The organism is Georgenia halophila, assembly GCF_039541595.1.
Genome location: NZ_BAABGN010000012.1, coordinates 453,059 through 469,694 on the forward strand (window position 1 = coordinate 453,059; position 16,636 = coordinate 469,694).

Below are 16,636 nucleotides of genomic sequence, written 5' to 3' on the forward strand. Positions count from 1 at the left end.
AGGGCAACGCCAGAGCCGGCCGCACCGCAAGTGACTCGTGCAACGGCTGCTCGGGCGAGCATCTCGCAAGGTAGGCCCGACTCGGACCGCTCGACACCTGGTACCGCCCGTGATGCGCCTCGGGGCGTACGCGGTGACAATCAGATGTCCGGACCCGACTGAGAAGGGATCATCATGCTCGTCAAGAAGATGTCAGACATGGGTGTGCGCAGTGAGCACGCCTACACCGCCGCTGTGGCCTCTATCGGTCTGTCGTTCCTGTCATGGGTTACGAGCAGGAAGAAGGAGGACGCATCGTTGGCCCGCGCGGACCGGTGGGGAATCTTTGTGGGGCAGTGGGCACCGACCTTCTTCGGGCTCGGACTCGCACTGAAGGGCTACGAGGACGGCAAGCGGTAGTACTGGCGTCGCTCAGTGGTCGTCGAGGCGCGGAGAGTCGTCAACGGAGCCAGCGATTGCTCGCGCCAGGATCGATCGGCTGCGAAGGGCACGTAAGAGGCCCACACCGGTCACAGCTGTGGCGTTTCGCGGACACCCATGCCCATGCGGGGTCCGCCGACGGCATACCCGACGGCGGCCGCGAGTGCCAGGGCGACCGCGAGGGCCAGGAACGCGCCGGGGTACCCGGTGAGGGTCAGAGCCAGGCCGACGGCGAAGGGGCCCACCCCCATGCCGCCGTCGTAGGCGATGTTCCAGATGGTGCTGGCCGTGCCGGAGCGCCCGGGCCCGAGGTGGCGCAGGACGACGACGAACGAGTCGTTCTGCGCGGCGCCGAAACCGGCCCCGAAGACGGCCGCGGCGACAAGCAGCGCCGGTCCGCCGTCGGACACCGTGGCCGCCATGCCGGCCGCGCCGACGGCGCAGACGATCGCCGACGGCGCGACGAGCCTCCCGGGACCGTGCCGGTCGGCCAGGGCTCCGGCACCGAGCCGCGTGGCCACCATGACGACCGACAGCACGAACAGGGCGATGGACGGCATCGGCGACTCGGGAAGCGCGACGGGCAGGAAAGTCGCCACGGTGCCGAGGGTGGCGGCCGTGACGAGGAAGACGCCGGCGGCGGTGAACGCCCGCCGGTCGACCCACCCACGGGGACCCGTCCGGCGTGCTTGCCGACCGTGCTCGGGGAGCGACAGCAGCAGCGGCACGGCCAGCAGTGCCATGCCGGCCGCGCACAGGAACACCGGCGCGAACCCCCAGGTCTGGGCGAGCCACACGCCCGCTGGCATCAGGAACACGTTCGGCAGGCCGGCGGCCACGCCGTACCAGCCGGCGGCCGTGGCGACCTTGCCCGCCGGGGCGAGCTCGGCGGCCAGCGCCACCCCGGCGACCACGACGAAGGCGAAACCGATGCCGCGGACGGCCGAGATCGCCACGAGGGGCGCCAGGGCGTCCGTGAGGACGTAGGCGGGCGTGGCGACGGCGAGGACAAGGGCACCGACCGCCAGCATCTGCCGCAGGCTGAGCAGCCGGAAGAGCCACACCATGTTGAGCTGGGTGACGACGGTGGCGGCGAGCATGACGCCGGTCGTGGCGCCGACGCCGCTGCTGCCGGCGCCACCGTGCGAGGCCCACAGCGGGATCACCGACATCAGGGACGCGAAGTTCCCGATCGACAGGAACGTGGCTGCGAGCAGCAGGATGACGCCGGTGTGGACCGGCCGGGAGTGCCTGACGGTCCCCGGACCGCTCTCGTTCATCGCCACGGTCACAGCCTCTCGCGCCGGCGCCCGTGGCGGCCAATGCACAAAGGTGGTGCCGCTCCGGACGGGTCCCGGCACGATCGTCCCATGGCACAGCTGAGGGACATCGTCGTCGACTGCCACCACCCCGCAGCGCTGGCGCGCTTCTGGACCGAGGTCCTCGAGGGGTACCGCATCGCGCCGTACGACGACGAAGAGGTCGCGCGCCTCGCGGCCATGGGCGTCACCGACGTCGAGGACGACCCGACGGTGCTGCTGGAGCGGGTAGACGGCGGCCGCCCGTGCCTGTGGTTCCAGCGCGTGCCGGAGCCGAAGACCGTGAAGAACCGCGTCCACCTCGACCTTGCCGCCGATGACGCCGACGCCGAGCTGGCACGTCTCCTGAGCCTGGGGGCCCAGGTTCAGGCGGACCGGGGCGAGCTCGTCGTGCTCGGCGACCCGGAGGGCAACGAGTTCTGCCTGCTCCGCTGACCCGCACGTGTCGTGCCGGCGACTCAGCGACGGGCGACGTAGTAGCTGTTGATGAAGTCGCCTTCCACCTGCTCCACGCGCACGTCCGTGAGGCCGACATCCGCCAGCATCCGCAGCGCGAGCTGCTCGCCCCACACCGTTCCCAGCCCGGCGCCGTCGAGCCCGAGCGACACGGTCATGCAATGCATCGTCGAGACGGTGTAGAGGAACGGGGACCACGGGATCGCCAGGTTGTCCTCCAGATTGCTGGAAGCTCGCATGTCGCCCATGAGGAAGATGCCGTCCGGCGCCAGGTGCGCCGCGACCTGACCGAGCACCGTCGCCGGGTGCGCCTGGTCGTGGATGGCGTCGAAGGCGGTGATCAGGTCGAATGCGCCGGTGCCCGTCAGGTCCGTGACGTCCCGCACCTCGAAGGACGCGTTCTCCAGGCCCCACTCGGCCGCCTCCGCGCGGGCGGCATCGATCGCCTCGTCGGCGAAGTCGTAGCCGATGAACGCGCTGCCCGGGAAGGCGCTGGCGAGGAGGTTGAGAGAGTGACCGCGACCGCACCCGATGTCCGCCACGCGAATCCCATCGGTGAGCCGGCGCGTCAGCCCGGGCTCCAGGGGCACGATGGCCTCGACCAGCGCCGCGTCGTGTGAGGCGCTGCTCAGCTCGGACATCAGCTCGTGGAACCTCGTGTACGCCGAGTACGGCACTCCCCCGCCCTGGCGAAAGCTGTGGATCACCGCGTCCTCGACCTGGGAGAGCAACGGGATGAACTGCATGATCGCCGAGAGGTTGTCCGGCCCGGCGGCCCGGGCAAGGACGGCGGCGTGCGCGTCCGGCAGGCTGAACCGGTCGGTGCCGTGCTCGTGCGTGACGATCCGCGCCACCGTCATCGCACCCAGCCACTCGCGCACGTAGCGCTCCTGCAGCCCGGCCGCCTCAGCGATCTGCGTGCTGGTGGAGGGCGGGAGGCTGGTCAGCGTGTCGAACAGTCCGGTCCGGTGGCCGATGCTGATCATCAACGCCGTCGACGCCTGGCTGAGGACATCGAACATCCGGCCGGCGAAGGCCTCGATCTCCTCGGGAGGGGCCTGCGGGCTCGCGTGGCGGCCATCCGGGGCTGACGCCGGCGCCGCGGAAGGGGTCGTGGTGGTCATGGCAAGATCTCCGATCTTCTCGCGTCGGTCCGGAGGTCGCCGGACCCCTGTGACGCTAGGAGCGAGAAGGCGCCTCCCACATGGGCCGAATCATGCATCTCGTCCGGGCAAGGCCGTCCTGTCCCGGCCTCGCTCGCCCGGGCCGTCCTGCGCGGCAGCTCAGAGCAGGCCCCGGTCACGCGCCCAGGCCAACGCGGCGGTCCGGGTGGCCGTGTCCGTCTTCGTGTAGATGTTCGCGAGATGCCGGCCGACGGTCCGCTCGCTGATGACGAGCCGGTCGGCGATCTCACGGTTGGTGGCGCCCGTGGCGACGGCCGCCAGGACCTCGGTCTCCCGGGAGGTGAGGACGTCCCGGTGCCGGCCCCGCAGGCGGGCGACGTCGTCGAGCGCGGCGCGTGCACCCAGACCCGTGAGCGTCTCCTCGGCCAGGTCGAGGAGCCGCGTGGCGCCGTCGTGGTCACCGAGGGTGGCCAAGGCCCGCGCGGTGCAGATCCGCGCCCGAGCCACCTCGTGCGGTGTCTCGAGGTCCCGCCAGCGGTGCTCGGCCTCGTCGAGCAGGACCAGCGCCTCCCTCGGCCGGTCCCGAGCCAGCAGCACAGCTCCACGCCAGTGCGCGGAAGCGGCCAGCCAACCCGGGCCGGCGTAGGTCGTCGCGATCTGCTCCAGCTCGTCCGCGAACGTGCTCGCGGCCGCCACGTCGGCACGGGTCAGCGCGACCTCGATGCCCGCGGCCAGGAGCGGAGCCCGCCGCAGCGGTTGCCCGGCCGCCGCGTACAGGGCGGTGTCCAGCCCCTTGCGAGCCACGGAGGCACGGTCCGTCCGCAGCTGCAGCAGAGCCAGGCCGGGCTGCGGGCTGCGTCCGAGGTCGAGGGCGGCGGCGTAGGCCGCGGCCGCTGCGGAATGCTCGTCCCGGAGCCGGTGCAGCTCGCCGAGGAGGTAGTGCGCCTCGGCGACGACGGCCACGTTGATGCCGGTGAGCTCGCCGCACGCGCGCTTCGCCTGGGCCAGCGCCGCCTCCCAGCGGCCCTGGGCACCGAGCAGCTGCACGCGGTGGATCCTGCAGATGCCGGAGAACATCACGGCCTTGTCGAACTCACGGCACCACCGCTCAGTGGTGTCGCTCCACCGTCGTGCCCGCCGCACGTCGGCGAGGTCGTGGCAGACGTCCATCATCTGGCAGTAGAGCTTGCCCGCCCAGCCGTCGTCGACGTCCCCGGAGATGACCGGCAGCATCGCCTCGTCGAGGAGCGCGAGTCCCGGTCCGCGGTCCCCCCGGTGCACCGTGACCAGTCCCTCGGCGAACCGGCCGAGCGCGCTCAGGGTCGTGTCGTCGTGGAGCTGGGCGATCTGCTGCGCCTCCGTCGCGAGGGTGGCTGCCGTCTGCAGGTCGCCCTCGCCGAGGGACGCATCGGCCTCGACCACGCACAGGTATCCGCGCTCGCGGGCGCGCGGATGGTCCGCCAGCAGGCGACGTGCCCGCGCCAACCACGCCGACCCGACGACGGCGTCACCGCGCAGCGCCTCGTGGAAGCCGAGCAAGACCGCGTCCAAGGCCGCAGACGTGGCCTCGCCCGCCGAGAGATGCCGCCGGTGGAGCTCCTCCTGGAGGCGCAGGCTCTCGTCCATCAGGCCCAGCCACCACGACGCCTCGGCGAGGGCTGCCGCGTCGTCGGGTCCGAGGTCGCCACCTTGGCGGAACCCGGCCCGAGCCTCCGTCCACCGGCGCTGGGCGAAAGCCGCCCGGGCGGCGCCGATGTCGACCTCCGTGTCCACGCGCCACTCCCTCCTCGCCACACTCGCGAGTGCGCACAATCCTTCCACCGACCCGGCGAGCCCGTGGCGCCGTCGGGGGTCAGGGCTCGCAGCGCCGGTGGACGGCACGGGCCTCTTCCGGATCTACTGGACCATCATGTTGCCCCTCCTGCGCACGGCGCCCGCCCTCAGCGCGCTGCTGACCGGCGCACCTGACTGCTGTGGCCGCTGGTGGTCCACGCCCTGCTCGTCCGGGTCCCCGGAGGTGACGGGATGAGGGCGGACGAGCTGCGCCTCGGCGTCGTCGGCGTGGGCGCCCGGGCGCAGCTGGCCACGTACGCACCGGCGGCCGGGGCACGGATCGTCGCCGCGGCCGACCCGGCCGAGCGGGCGCGGGAGCAGGCCCACGAGCTGTACGGCGACGGCGTCGCCGTCGTGGCCGACCACCGCGAGCTGCTGGATGCCGGCCTGGACGGGGTCTTCGTGCTCACGCCCGACGACGCCCACGCGTCCGTCGCCGTCCCGTTCCTCGAGGCCGGTGTGCCGGTCTACCTCGAGAAGCCGATGGCGACGACGCTGAACGACTGCGACGCCATCCTGGCCGCCCAGGCACGCTCCGGCACGCTGCTGGTCCCGGGCCACAACATGCGACACATGCCGATCGTGACCGAGATGAAGCGGCTGATCGACGACGGCGCGATCGGCACGGTCAAGACCGTCTGGTGCCGGCACTTCGTCGGCCACGGGGGCGACTACTACTTCAAGGACTGGCACGCCGACGCCTCCCGCGCCACGGGCCTCCTGCTCCAGAAGGGCGCCCACGACATCGACGTCATCCACTGGCTGGGCGGCGGGCACACCGACCTCGTCACCGGCATGGGTGCGCTCCAGGTCTACGGCGACATCACCGATCGCCGCGACAACTCCGACCGGCGCATGCGCGACTGGTTCTCCTACGACAACTGGCCCCCGACCTCGCAGCGCGACCTCAACCCGGTGGTCGACGTCGAGGACACCTCGATGCTGCAGATGCACCTGGGCAACGGGGTGCTCGCCAGCTACACGCAGTGCCACTTCACGCCCGACTACTGGCGCAACTACACGGTGATCGGCACCGCGGGCCGGCTGGAGAACTTCGGCGATCTCGACGGTGGCGAGATCCGGGTCTGGAACCGCCGCACGGACTATGACGGCGCCGGTCACCTGACCGTGCCGGTCTCCGCCGGCATCGACGGCCACGGCGGCGCGGACGCGTTGATCGTCGCCGAGTTCTGCGCGGCGCTCCGCGGTGAGGCGACGCCACGCACCTCGGCCCTGGATGCCCGGGCCGCCGTCGCCACCGGGGTGTGCGGCACGGAGTCGATCCGCTCGGGCAGCGTGCCGGTCCGCATCCCGGAGCCGAGGCTCGGAGCGGACGACCTGACTCCGACCGGCGACACCCCCCACCGGCCGGACCTCGACCAGGAAGCGAGCGGCTCAGTGAGCACAGACGACGTCCCCCGCGTCGCGTTGATCGGCGCGGGTGGGATCGCGAGCGTCCACATCGACGCGTGGCTGGCGCTCGGCGCCGACGTGCGGGTGTACTCGCACGGCGACGCCGAGAACCTGGTGTCCGCGCACGGCGGCGGCACCCCGGTCACCACCCGCGAGGAGGCGTTCGACGGCGCCGACCTGGTCGACATCACCACCCCGACGTACACCCACGGCGAGGTGGCGGGTGCCGCGTTCGCCGCAGGCCTGGACGTCATCTGCGAGAAGCCGCTGGCGGTCACCGCCGCCGAGGCGGCCGAGCTGGTGGACCAGGCCGCGACGGCCGCCGTCGGGTTCTATCCCGCCCACGTAGTGCGGTTCTTCCCCGCTTATGCCGCGATGCGCGACCACGTGGCGGCCGGCGGTGTCGGTGACGTGGCGGTGCAGCGGTTCACCAGGATCGGGTCTCGGCCGGTCAAGCCGTGGTTCGCCGACCCGCACCTGTCCGGCGGGATCGTGATGGACCAGATGATCCACGACCTGGACTTCGCCCGGTGGACCGCCGGTGAGGTCGTGCGGGTCTTCGCGCGGCAGGCTTCGACGCCGGACCAGGCCGACCGGCTCGGTGTGATCAGTGCACAGGTCGCGCTCACGCATGCCTCCGGGGCGCTGAGCTACGTGACCGGCACGTGGGCGGCGCCGGGCACCGCGTTCCGCACCACGTTCGAGGTCGCCGGCTCCGACGGGTTCGTCCGACACGACTCGGCCGAGCACGCCCCGCTCCGGCTCGACGGCGGCGCCGCCGGCGAGGGCCGCGGGCTGCTGCCCGGGACGTCGTTCGACGAGAGCCCGTACCTGACCCAGCTGCGGGAGCTGCTCGCCGCCGTGCGTGGCGAGCAGACCTCGCGCGTGAGTGCACGCGACGGCCTCGAGGCGGTGCGCATCGCGGAGGCGGCGAACGTGTCGCTGGGCACCGGTGACGCCGTCGAGCTGGCAACGATCCTGGAGCACGCCTCGTGACCACTTCGCCCCGGAGCACCATCCCGCGCGGTACGCCGGTGAGCGGCCGGCCGCTGCGGATCGGCGTCGCCTCGTTCGCGCACACGCACGCGGTCGGGTACGTCACCAACCTCCTCGCCATGCCCGGCATCGAGGTGCTCACCACGGATCCGGACCACGGCGACCGTCCCGGCGAGAGCGGCGGCGCCTCGCTGGCCGGCGAGCTCGGCGCCGACTACGTCGAGACATTGGAGGAGCTCCTCACCTGGCATCCGGACGGTGTCGTCGTCTGCTCGGAGAACGCTCGGCACCGCGGCTACGTCGAGCAGGTGGCCGCCGCCGGGGCGCATGTGCTGTGCGAGAAGCCGCTCGCCACCTCGGTGCCCGACGCCGAGGCGCTGGTGGCGGCGTGCGAGGCGGCCGGCGTCCATCTCATGGTGGCGTTCCCGGTGCGGTTCTCCCCCGCGTTCGCGGCGCTGCGCGAGGCGGTCGACGGCGGGACGCTCGGCACCGTGTGCGCGGTGACCGGCACCAACAACGGCAAGCTGCCGGGCGGGCGCGCGTGGTTCGCCGACCCCGGGCTTGCCGGCGGCGGGGCGATGACGGACCACACGGTGCACGTCGCCGACCTGATGGATGCCCTGCTCGACGGCGCCCCGGCCCGCAGCGTCTACGCGCAGACGAACCACATCCTGCACGCCGACCGTGCCGGCGCCGAGACCGGCGGACTCGTCTCCATCGAGTACGCCGGCGGAGTCGTCGTGACCATCGACTGCAGCTGGTCCAAGCCGGACGACTTCCCCACCTGGGGCGGCCTGACGATCCAGGTGGTCGGCTCCGACGGCGTCGCGGACATGGACGCCTTCGCCCAGCGCGTCGACGGCTTCTCCCAGCCGCGCAGCGCCCCGCTCTGGCTTCCGTACGGCACGGACCTGGACGGCAAGCTCCTCGCCGAGTTCGTCGACGCCTTGCGGACCGGCCGCGCGCCGCAGCCGGACGGCGCCGTGGGCGTACGGACCACCAAGCTCGTGGCGGCCGCCTACGCCTCGGCAGAGCAGGGGCACCCGGTCGACGTCGTCACGGACTGAGTCGTCACGGACTGGGGATCCCCCGAGCGGCGCTACGGAAGCCGCGACGGCGGTCGCACCGCGGCCTCACCGGCACGCTCGGGCTCGAGCGGCACCGGGCTGACCAGCACAGCCAGGCCGCGATGGAGCAGGCCGTCGGACAGCACCTGGCATCGCACGCCCCCTCGCCCCCGCATCGCGACGTGGGCGCCCGGAGCGAGGACTCGGTCCATCCAGGCACAGGGATTGGCGGGCCGCCCGGCACGCAGCCGTACGGAACCGCCGCCCGACTCCAGCTCGAGCTCGTGACCCAGCAGCGGAGCCAGGTGGGCGCCTCTGAGGGTCACGTTGCGCCGTGTGCGGAGCGGGTCGAAGGGACCTGCGCCGAGGTCAGCGGCGATGGCCTCGAGGGCCTCCACGGCGAACAGGGTCACCGCGGCGTCCAAGTGTGCGGCCTTGCCGAAGAAGCGGTCCCCGACGATCCCCTTGCCGGCGACCAGCTCGACGTGGTCGGCGTCCGTCGTGGGCACGTCGGCGGCACCGTCGCGGGGCCTGCCGAAGTAGGCGTGCTCGGGCGAGACGAGCAGGTGCAGAACCTCCACGTCATACCTGAAGACTGTCACCGGTCCAGCTTCCCCTCACGACCTGGCCCGCACCCACGGTCCGTCCTCGCGGCCGACGGACGCCAGCACGGCAGCGCCGAGATACACCGCGAGCGGAGCGATGACGAACGGGAGGATGAGCTCCGGGAAGGCCGTGTGCATCAGATGCGAGCGACTCGGCGCCGTGCCGACTCCGAACCGCCCCACCCAGATCGCCGCGACGACAGCGGCCACCGGCGGGACGGCGTACCGGTACCTGCCACGAAGAAGAGAGACGGCGATCACGACGAGCAGAAGTCCGCCGACGCTCCATAGGAGCGACAGATTGTCCTTGTACCAGACTGTGATCGACACCAACGAGGCCGTCATCGCCACGGTCCCGACGCCCGACGCCAGCAACCGCCATCCGCGAGTCGGCTCGTCCTGCCGCGCAGCGATCGATCTCAGCGACACCAGCTGGCAGACGAACCACCCGGCCTCTTGTATCAGGTCGAGACTGCTTCCGTAGGCGACGAGGCTCGCCAGCACGACTGCCATCGCCACGGCCGAGGAGCCGAGGACGGTGAGTGCAGCGCGCCGGCGATTGAGGACCAGCGCGGCCAGTCCGAAGGCCCACAGTCCCCACACGATCGTGACGAGCACCTGCTCAGCCGGGAATGAACCGCCGTAGACAGCAGTCAGCACGGCATGGACAACCGCCTTCGTGGCGGGATACAGCAGGAGGAACGGCAGGATCCAGACCAGCACTCCACCGGTGTCCGCCCGTGCGTCTGCCGGCGAGCGGAGGAGGTCACGCGACCACCGCCCCGCAGCGGCCGCGAGGATGTTGGCCGAGTCCCGCACCCTTGGACGTTGCTGCCCACGGTCGGCCCCGTCCATGAGGGCCGAGACGATCTCCTCGCCCTTCGCCGCGCGATAGGACGGCGGGAAAGTGCGGACCAGGCGTCGGTAGCGATATTCGAGCAGTAGCCGGTCCGTGCTCATGCGATCCCCCTCGCAACTCCCGGCCGGTGGCGCCCAAGAAGGTCCAGCGCCCGCTCGGCGCGGCGCTCCAGCACGCGCGCCTCGTGGGCGAGGACCTGAGCTCCCGCATCGGTCAGTCGGTAGTACCGGCGAAGTCGAGAGTCGACGACCTCCTCGTGGTCGACCTCGATCCATCCACGTTCGGTAAGCCGGTCCAACGCTCCGTAGAGCGTCCCGATTCGCAGGGTGACCTCGCCGCCGGACAGCTCGCCGACCGCTCGGACGATGCCGTATCCGTGCAGCGGCTCGCGGGTGAGCGCCGACATGATCAGAAAGGCGGGCTCCTGCAGACGTCGCGACATGGTTGAGAAGATACCTTCGCCGCGAAGATCTGGAAAGACCATGGCGGCGAGCCAGTTCCCATCCGATCCGACGAAGCCGGCACGATGGCCGGGCGGTCTTCTCTGCTCGATCCACTACCTCCACGCCTGCAAGAACGACCCGTGTAGGTAGCGATTGCCGATGCCGGGAGTGCGCCGTCTCGCTAGCGTGACCAGATGTGGCGCGCCCGCGCCACGCCCGCCACGCGTCCACCGGAGATCACACGATGTCGCACGCCCCCCGTTCCCTGCGCTCGTTCGGCGGCAAGGTCGCTGCTACCGCAACGGCATGCGCCCTCGCAGCCGCCGGCTTGGTCGCCTCGTCCGTCGCGCTCGGGTCGCCAGCGCAGGCGGCGGAAGTCGAAGAGAGCCTCCGGTACGGCCCCGCCCAGGCACTCAGCGGTGCGACGTGGACGGTTCCCGAACGAGTGACGGAGATCCAGGTGACGGTCGCCGGCGGGGCCGGTGGGGGCTATGCACAGCACTGGTACGGCCTCGTGAACGACGTGACGGATGACTCCGTCTCGCAGATCAACAACGGACTGGGCGGCGCCGGCGCGAAACTCACCGGCACCATCCCGGTCGAAGCCGGTGACACGCTGACGATCTATGCGGGCGAGGCCGGCGAGGCAGCCCAAGGCGCCGTCGGTGGAAGCGCCGGCGGCGGGTTCCGTTCTGGCGGCCGGGGCGGTACCAGCGGTGGCCTCCGCGACGAATGCTATAGCGACTACGGAATGGAGTTCTGCGGCGAGGAAGGAGACGGTGGCTTCGGCGGGGGCGGGGGCGGTGGCGCCAGCGCCATCCTCATCAACGGCAAGGTCGTCCTCGCCGCGGGTGGCGGTGGAGGAGGCGGCGGCCAAGGGTCCAAAGACAGCTTTGGCGAGGGCGGTGGCCACGGAGGCCCCGCCGGCTGGCCCGGGCGCGGCGGCAGCGGCTCCGGCGGCGGCGACGAGCACGGGGGCCGTGGCCACGACGTCACCGACGCCACGCCCGAAGAGCCGCAGGACCGCGGCCAGGGAGGGGGAGGCTTGTCGCCCAACTCCAACTACGAGGCAGGGGCCGGAGGCGGAGGCGGAGGCGGTTACCGTGACTACGGCGGCGGAGGCCAAGACGGCTACGACCTGAACTACGCCTCCGGGCAAGGCGGCGGAGGCGGAGGCTCCTACTACGACGCGAACGAGTTCGCCAAAAGCTTCAATTCCGCGGGCGGCGACGGCTACGTCTCGATCCGGTACACGACGTACATCACGGAGCTCGAAGTGATCGAGCCCTCCACCAGACTGAGGACGGGCCAGACGTTCTCTCTGGCCGCCCAGGTCGCGCCAGCTGGTGGCAACGGCGTGGTCCAACTCGAAGCCCACACCGGCGGTCACGGAGTGACCTATACCGAACCCGTGGTGGACGGGACCGCGACGTTCGAGGATCTGTCCGGCATGGGCAGCACCGAGTTCTCGTACACCATGATGTTCTACCCGGGCGACAGCAGGTACACGTGGGCGAGGGCCACGGGGGAGATCACGATCGATCCGGGCGTTACAGAGCCGGCCCTCGAGAGTGATCAGACGGAAGTCGTCTACGGCCAGGAACTCGCCCTGACCAGCACGGTGCTGCCCGTCGCCCCAGCAGCAGGAACCGTGGACGGGTACCTCGCGTTCATGCGGTGGTCGGGCTTCGAGGTGGATGAGATATCGAAACTACCCCTGGCCGGCGGTGCTGCGGAGACAACCGCTGTTGCGGACCGGCTCGGCACCTGGTCGTACTTGACCTGGTACTCAGACCTGGAACGGTGCGCCGGAGAGCGTGGTCCTACATGCGATGGTCGCAGAGAAACCATCGACTTCCTCACGTCGCGGAGCAGTATCGTCGAGGTGAACGTCTCCCAGGCCGCGTCCGCGACGGCGCTCGATGGCGACCAGTCGATCCGGATCGGCCAGGACGCCACCATCACCGCGGCTGTTTCCACCCTCGCGCCCGGTGACGCGCCCGACGAGGGGACCGTGCAGTTCTTCGTCGACGGCGTCGAAAGCGGCGACCCGGTCACCGCCACCGACGGCGGAACCATCGAGTTCACCCTCCCCGACCTCGACGTCGGCGACCATGTCCTCACGGCCGAGTACTCCGGGAACGAGTTCCAGACCGGGTCAACCAGCAACGAGTTCCCTCTCTCGGTGCTGCCCGCCGACGCGACGCTGGACTTCACCGTCGCACCCGAGAACGGGCGCAGCACATACGGCCAACCCGTCACGCTCACTACCGATGTGTCGATCGAAGGTCCCGCTCGCACCCAGATCGGCGGCGAGGTCGAGTACTACGACGACGATGAACTCCTCGGCACCGCCGCCGTCGAACCGACGCCCGAGGCGGCGCGCGGTGACGCCGACAGCGGCGACGCGAGTGACGAGAACAACCAGGACAACGCCGGCGCCGACAGCGGCACCGCCACCCTCACGGTCGAGGACCTTGAGACCGGACCCCACGAACTGCGCGCCGTCTACACCGGTCTCGACCCGACCATCCACGGCGGCGAAACCGCGCCCGTCGCCTTCGAGGTAACGCCGGCCGCATCCACCACCACACTGACCGCGCCCCACGTCATCGAACACGGTGAGGAAGTCGAACTCGCAGCGGCGGTCGCGCTGGACCCCACCAGCCGTCTCCACCCTGCCGGCGACGTTCAGTTCGTCCTCGACGGCCAGGACGTCGGGTCGCCCACCGAGCTCGACTCCGGCACCGCCACCTTGTCGACGACCGAGCTTGAGGTTGGCACCCACCAGGTACGGGCGCGCTACCAAGGCGGCCCAAACACCACAGCATCGGAGTCGGAGGTCCTCACCATCACCGTGACCGAACCAACCGCCGCCGACCCCTCCGGCACGAACAGCACGAACGGGACGAACGGGACGAACGGCACGAACGGGACGAACGCGTCAGGCGGCGCCAACGGGGGCGCCTCGAACGGGGGCGCCTCGAACGGGGGCGCCTCGAACGGGGGCGCCCATGTTTCAGTCCTCCCCCTCACTGGCACCGGACTCACCACGACATTCGTCGTCGGGGCGCTCCTCCTCACCCTCCTCGGGACCGGACTCACTCTCGCAGCCCGCCGTCAACGACAGCCCACCGAGTAGCACCAGCGAGCAGCACGAGGACCAACCACGGGGCACGGTCGCGGAATCCACCCCCATCCGCGGCCGTGCCCCGCGGTCGAACGAGGTCAAGACCCGGCGCCGGACCACCACGCCGACAACGCAGACCGCGAGTTCACGCTGACCCGCTCGAAGATCTGCCGCACGTGCGCATCGACTGTGCGCGGCGACACCGTCAAACGCTCAGCGATCTCGCGATTGGTCAGACCGGACGCGACCAATCCGACGATCTCGCGTTGACGGCCGGTGAGTTCGATCGGAGCGGCCACTTCGGCAGGCACCCACACACCGCGTTCCATCAGCCGTCCGGACAGCCGCGCAGCGAGTAGCGCATCACCATCGAGGAGCGCCCTCGCGTGATCGACCAGCAACCCAGGAACCGGCCCGTCCACGTGACCGACGGAGGCCTCCAGACCGTCCAACTCGACCTGGGCGTCGGCGTCCGCACCGTGGCGCGTGAGCGCCACGAGCCGCAGGTGCCGAGCCCGCGCAACGCCCCACCAGAGCCCTTCCTTCTCACTGCGCGCCGCGAGATCGCCGGCTCGTTCGGCGGCGTCCGACTCCCCCAGAGCGAGCGTCGCAAGGGCGATGTTCACGTCGTTGTCGGTTGCGATCACCTTCGACGCCCGTGAGTGGGTGCGTTCGAAGTGCCCGATGGCTTCGCGCGCGTCCGAGACCTCGCCGAGTGCCGCCGCAGCGACCGCCAGCCCCGCCCATGCCGTCGCCGTAAAACCCGAGGGATCTCGCACCGCGTACCGTGCGAGCGCTCCGCGAAAATGGGCGGCGGCATTCGACCACTCGCCGCGCGCGAGGCTGTAACGCCCCTCACCGAGTTGAGCGACCGACGGGTCGAGTTGCGCGTACGGATCGACTTCGGCGATACGTCGACGTCGCGGTGGCTCGACCTCGCCGGACCAGATCCCCGCGAAGAAGCGGGCCGCCGTCACCTCACCCAACAGCCACGGCGCCGTCAGCGCATCCACCCGCCAGGTTCGTAATGACTCGTCCGCCAGTGCCACCGCGCGCTCCAGGCGTCCGGACTGACCGAGCCCGAGGACCAGCGAACCCATCATGACCGCACGCATCGTCGGATCCGTAGTCGTGCGCTCCCGCTCGTCGAGCTCATCGAGACAGTCGGCGTACCTCCCTGCGTAGGCGAGCCGGGTGAGGGCGTCCACCCGACGGGTCTCGTCCCACGCCGGATCCGAGAACTCCGCGGACGCGAGGGTCTCCAACGCGCCGTCCAGGTCGTCATCGCCGTACTGCGCGAGGTCCGCTCGGATCCGCGCATGCGCCGACCGACGGGCATCATCGCCGACCCGCGGGTCGAGTAGGTCGTCGGCTCGATCGAGGTCGTCACGCGCACCCGCGGCGTCACCCGCATAGCGCCGCGACGCCGCCCTGGCAAGCAACACGTCGATCACCCGTGGGTCGTCGCAGGGCAACTGGTCGAGCGCAGCCTCGGCGAGCCGCGCGACCAACTTCGGATCGGCCAACATCGTCGCCGCGTGCACCGCCTCCAGGAGGTGGCTCCGCGCGGGCTCCACGCCGCAGGTGAGCGCCCAGTCCACCGTCGAGAACAACGCCGCAGGATGCGCCGTGGCCCGGGAGCCCTGAGCGGCCGCGGGAAGACGATGGAACAACTCCCGACGCCGCCCGGGCAGCAGCGTTCCGCGGATCATCTCGGTGTGGATCGGGTGGACGAGCCGGGCCTCCGGTGTTCCCTGACGGAACGACGGCTCGATGACGACCAGACCCCGCAGCCTCGTCGCTTCGATGGCGTCATCGGTCACGACGTCACCGAGCACATCGAGCGTCGTCGGCCCGGCCAAGGCCAGTAGATCGACCACGTCCCGCTCGGCTTCCCCCAGAGCGGAGAGCTCGGCACGGATCAGGTCCCCGATGCGTGTGCCGACGATTCCGGGGTCCCGCCACAGCCACGCGCCGTCAACGAAGGCGAGCGCGTCGGTATCGCGCAGTGAGCGCACCAACTCACGCAGGTAAAGGGGGTTCCCTTGGGTGATGCTCGCCAAGTGCTGCGAGGTGTCGCGTGACACCGGCCCCCCGAGCACCCGGATCAGCAGCTTCTCGACGTCCTCCACGTCGAGCCCACGCACGTCGATCTGGGCGAGCAGGTCATCGCGGAACAGCGCATGGAAGGCCACTGGCGGGCCGGGAAGCCGACGGCAGGTGGCGATCAGCCGAGCATCACCGTTCTGCACGAGCTCGGCGAGGATCACCGCACTGGGGTCGTCGAGGTCGTGCACGTCCTCGATGTGAATGGTCGGGTCACCCTCGAGCTCGGCCAGGGCTACCTTGGCGAGCGCAGAGATACGCCCCACCGCGTCACCGCCGGGGTCGGCGGGAGTTCCAATCAGGGGCGCGAACACCTGCCAGGGCGTCGCCACGGTCGGGGACGGCGTGCGCAGGACCACCGTCGTTTCGTGTGCCTCGTCGAGGTCATCACGCGCGGAGGCGGCGAGGACGGACTTGCCAACGCCAGGGTCGCCGACGATCAGCGCGTTGACGCCCGCGCGTAACGTCGCGATCATGCGTTCGCCCACTTCAGGCCGCGCTAGGATCGGCCACTCCTGGTGCCCGGTCATCGCGTCGTACAGCACCCTTCGGTTACCCCCGAGACGCGTCGCGCTGCGCACACCACGGCGGGATCCGTCACGCGGTCAGTCTAGGAATGTGGCTCTTCACAATCCATGGTGTGGTCGCTGACAGTTGCGGTCGGCGCGTCGGTCGTCAGATAGGGGTCGAGGCCTTCCGATTGGGATTCTCGCCCAGAGTGCCCAGACACCGACGCATACGAGAAGACCCGACGGCGCGCCACCCGATGCGCGATGGTCTGCACCACGCTGATCGGCTGCCATGCATGCGAACGTCGCGCTTCCCTCACCCGTGCCAAACTTACGAGTCTCCCTGGGATGTGGTC

General features: G+C 70.8%; 12 protein-coding genes. 5 read left to right on the top strand and 7 right to left on the bottom strand.

All coding sequences use genetic code 11. The features are described from left to right. The first annotated feature begins 174 nt into the window (after window positions 1-174). On the top strand, window positions 175-399 hold the full coding sequence (locus tag ABD907_RS15950; RefSeq protein ID WP_486334109.1) for a hypothetical protein: 225 nt from the start codon (window positions 175-177) through the stop codon (window positions 397-399). 110 nt (window positions 400-509) lie between these two features. Here ABD907_RS15950 and ABD907_RS15955 read toward each other — a convergent pair whose 3' ends face one another. After that, complete coding sequence (locus ABD907_RS15955) at window positions 510-1,700, bottom strand: MFS transporter (protein WP_345217301.1); 1,191 nt, start codon at window positions 1,698-1,700, stop codon at window positions 510-512. Window positions 1,701-1,790: 90 nt separating this feature from the next. Between ABD907_RS15955 and ABD907_RS15960 the strand changes: the two genes are divergently transcribed. Continuing rightward, window positions 1,791-2,174, top strand: a complete 384-nt coding sequence (locus ABD907_RS15960; protein ID WP_345217259.1) for a VOC family protein — start codon at window positions 1,791-1,793, stop codon at window positions 2,172-2,174. Window positions 2,175-2,197: 23 nt separating this feature from the next. Here the strand turns inward: ABD907_RS15960 and ABD907_RS15965 are convergent, their stop codons facing one another. Both ABD907_RS15965 and ABD907_RS15970 read right to left on the bottom strand, forming a co-directional pair. Beyond that, entirely contained in the window at window positions 2,198-3,319 is a 1,122-nt protein-coding gene (locus ABD907_RS15965) for a class I SAM-dependent methyltransferase (protein ID WP_345217260.1), read from the bottom strand. A 159-nt stretch (window positions 3,320-3,478) separates the two neighbouring features. Continuing rightward, a complete protein-coding gene (locus ABD907_RS15970) occupies window positions 3,479-5,092 on the bottom strand; it encodes a LuxR C-terminal-related transcriptional regulator (RefSeq protein ID WP_345217261.1) in 1,614 nt (537 codons plus the stop codon). Between the two features lie 252 nt (window positions 5,093-5,344). Here ABD907_RS15970 and ABD907_RS15975 point away from each other — a divergent pair, with 252 nt between their 5' ends. Next, window positions 5,345-7,561, top strand: coding sequence for a Gfo/Idh/MocA family protein (locus ABD907_RS15975; RefSeq protein WP_345217262.1), 2,217 nt, complete (start codon window positions 5,345-5,347; stop codon window positions 7,559-7,561). Continuing rightward, on the top strand, window positions 7,558-8,628 hold the full coding sequence (locus tag ABD907_RS15980) for a Gfo/Idh/MocA family protein (protein ID WP_345217263.1): 1,071 nt from the start codon (window positions 7,558-7,560) through the stop codon (window positions 8,626-8,628). Before ABD907_RS15975 ends, ABD907_RS15980 begins: the two co-directional genes overlap by 4 nt. A 32-nt stretch (window positions 8,629-8,660) precedes the next feature. On the opposite strand, the gene ABD907_RS15985 is transcribed toward ABD907_RS15980, so the two are convergent. Genes ABD907_RS15985 through ABD907_RS15995 form a run of 3 tightly spaced genes read right to left on the bottom strand, consistent with a single transcriptional unit; the run spans window position 8,661 to window position 10,534 of the window. Beyond that, a complete protein-coding gene (locus ABD907_RS15985) occupies window positions 8,661-9,230 on the bottom strand; it encodes an MOSC domain-containing protein (protein WP_345217264.1) in 570 nt (189 codons plus the stop codon). A 15-nt stretch (window positions 9,231-9,245) separates the two neighbouring features. Then, complete coding sequence (locus ABD907_RS15990) at window positions 9,246-10,193, bottom strand: hypothetical protein (RefSeq protein WP_345217265.1); 948 nt, start codon at window positions 10,191-10,193, stop codon at window positions 9,246-9,248. Beyond that, window positions 10,190-10,534: a PadR family transcriptional regulator gene (locus tag ABD907_RS15995; RefSeq protein WP_345217266.1), complete on the bottom strand. Its 345-nt coding sequence runs from the start codon at window positions 10,532-10,534 to the stop codon at window positions 10,190-10,192. Before ABD907_RS15995 ends, ABD907_RS15990 begins: the two co-directional genes overlap by 4 nt. A gap of 446 nt (window positions 10,535-10,980) precedes the next feature. Between ABD907_RS15995 and ABD907_RS16000 the strand changes: the two genes are divergently transcribed. Beyond that, the gene (locus tag ABD907_RS16000) at window positions 10,981-13,677 is read left to right on the top strand and encodes an Ig-like domain-containing protein (protein WP_345217267.1); all 2,697 of its coding nucleotides are present in this window, start codon (window positions 10,981-10,983) and stop codon (window positions 13,675-13,677) included. A gap of 86 nt (window positions 13,678-13,763) precedes the next feature. Here the strand turns inward: ABD907_RS16000 and ABD907_RS16005 are convergent, their stop codons facing one another. Next, window positions 13,764-16,316 (bottom strand): LuxR C-terminal-related transcriptional regulator, encoded by a 2,553-nt coding sequence (locus tag ABD907_RS16005; protein ID WP_345217268.1) that lies wholly within the window; start codon window positions 16,314-16,316, stop codon window positions 13,764-13,766. Window positions 16,317-16,636: the final 320 nt, after the last annotated feature.

Excerpts from the sequence above, each read along its gene's own strand:
- ABD907_RS15950 (WP_486334109.1), top strand. The coding sequence starts at position 175 with ATGCTCGTCAAGAAGATGTCAGACATGGGTGTGCGCAGTGAGCACGCC.
- ABD907_RS15990 (WP_345217265.1), bottom strand. The coding sequence starts at position 10,193 with ATGAGCACGGACCGGCTACTGCTCGAATATCGCTACCGACGCCTGGTC.
- ABD907_RS15965 (WP_345217260.1), bottom strand. The coding sequence starts at position 3,319 with ATGACCACCACGACCCCTTCCGCGGCGCCGGCGTCAGCCCCGGATGGC.
- ABD907_RS15960 (WP_345217259.1), top strand. The coding sequence starts at position 1,791 with ATGGCACAGCTGAGGGACATCGTCGTCGACTGCCACCACCCCGCAGCG.
- ABD907_RS15975 (WP_345217262.1), top strand. The coding sequence starts at position 5,345 with ATGAGGGCGGACGAGCTGCGCCTCGGCGTCGTCGGCGTGGGCGCCCGG.
- ABD907_RS15955 (WP_345217301.1), bottom strand. The coding sequence starts at position 1,700 with ATGAACGAGAGCGGTCCGGGGACCGTCAGGCACTCCCGGCCGGTCCAC.
- ABD907_RS15995 (WP_345217266.1), bottom strand. The coding sequence starts at position 10,534 with ATGTCGCGACGTCTGCAGGAGCCCGCCTTTCTGATCATGTCGGCGCTC.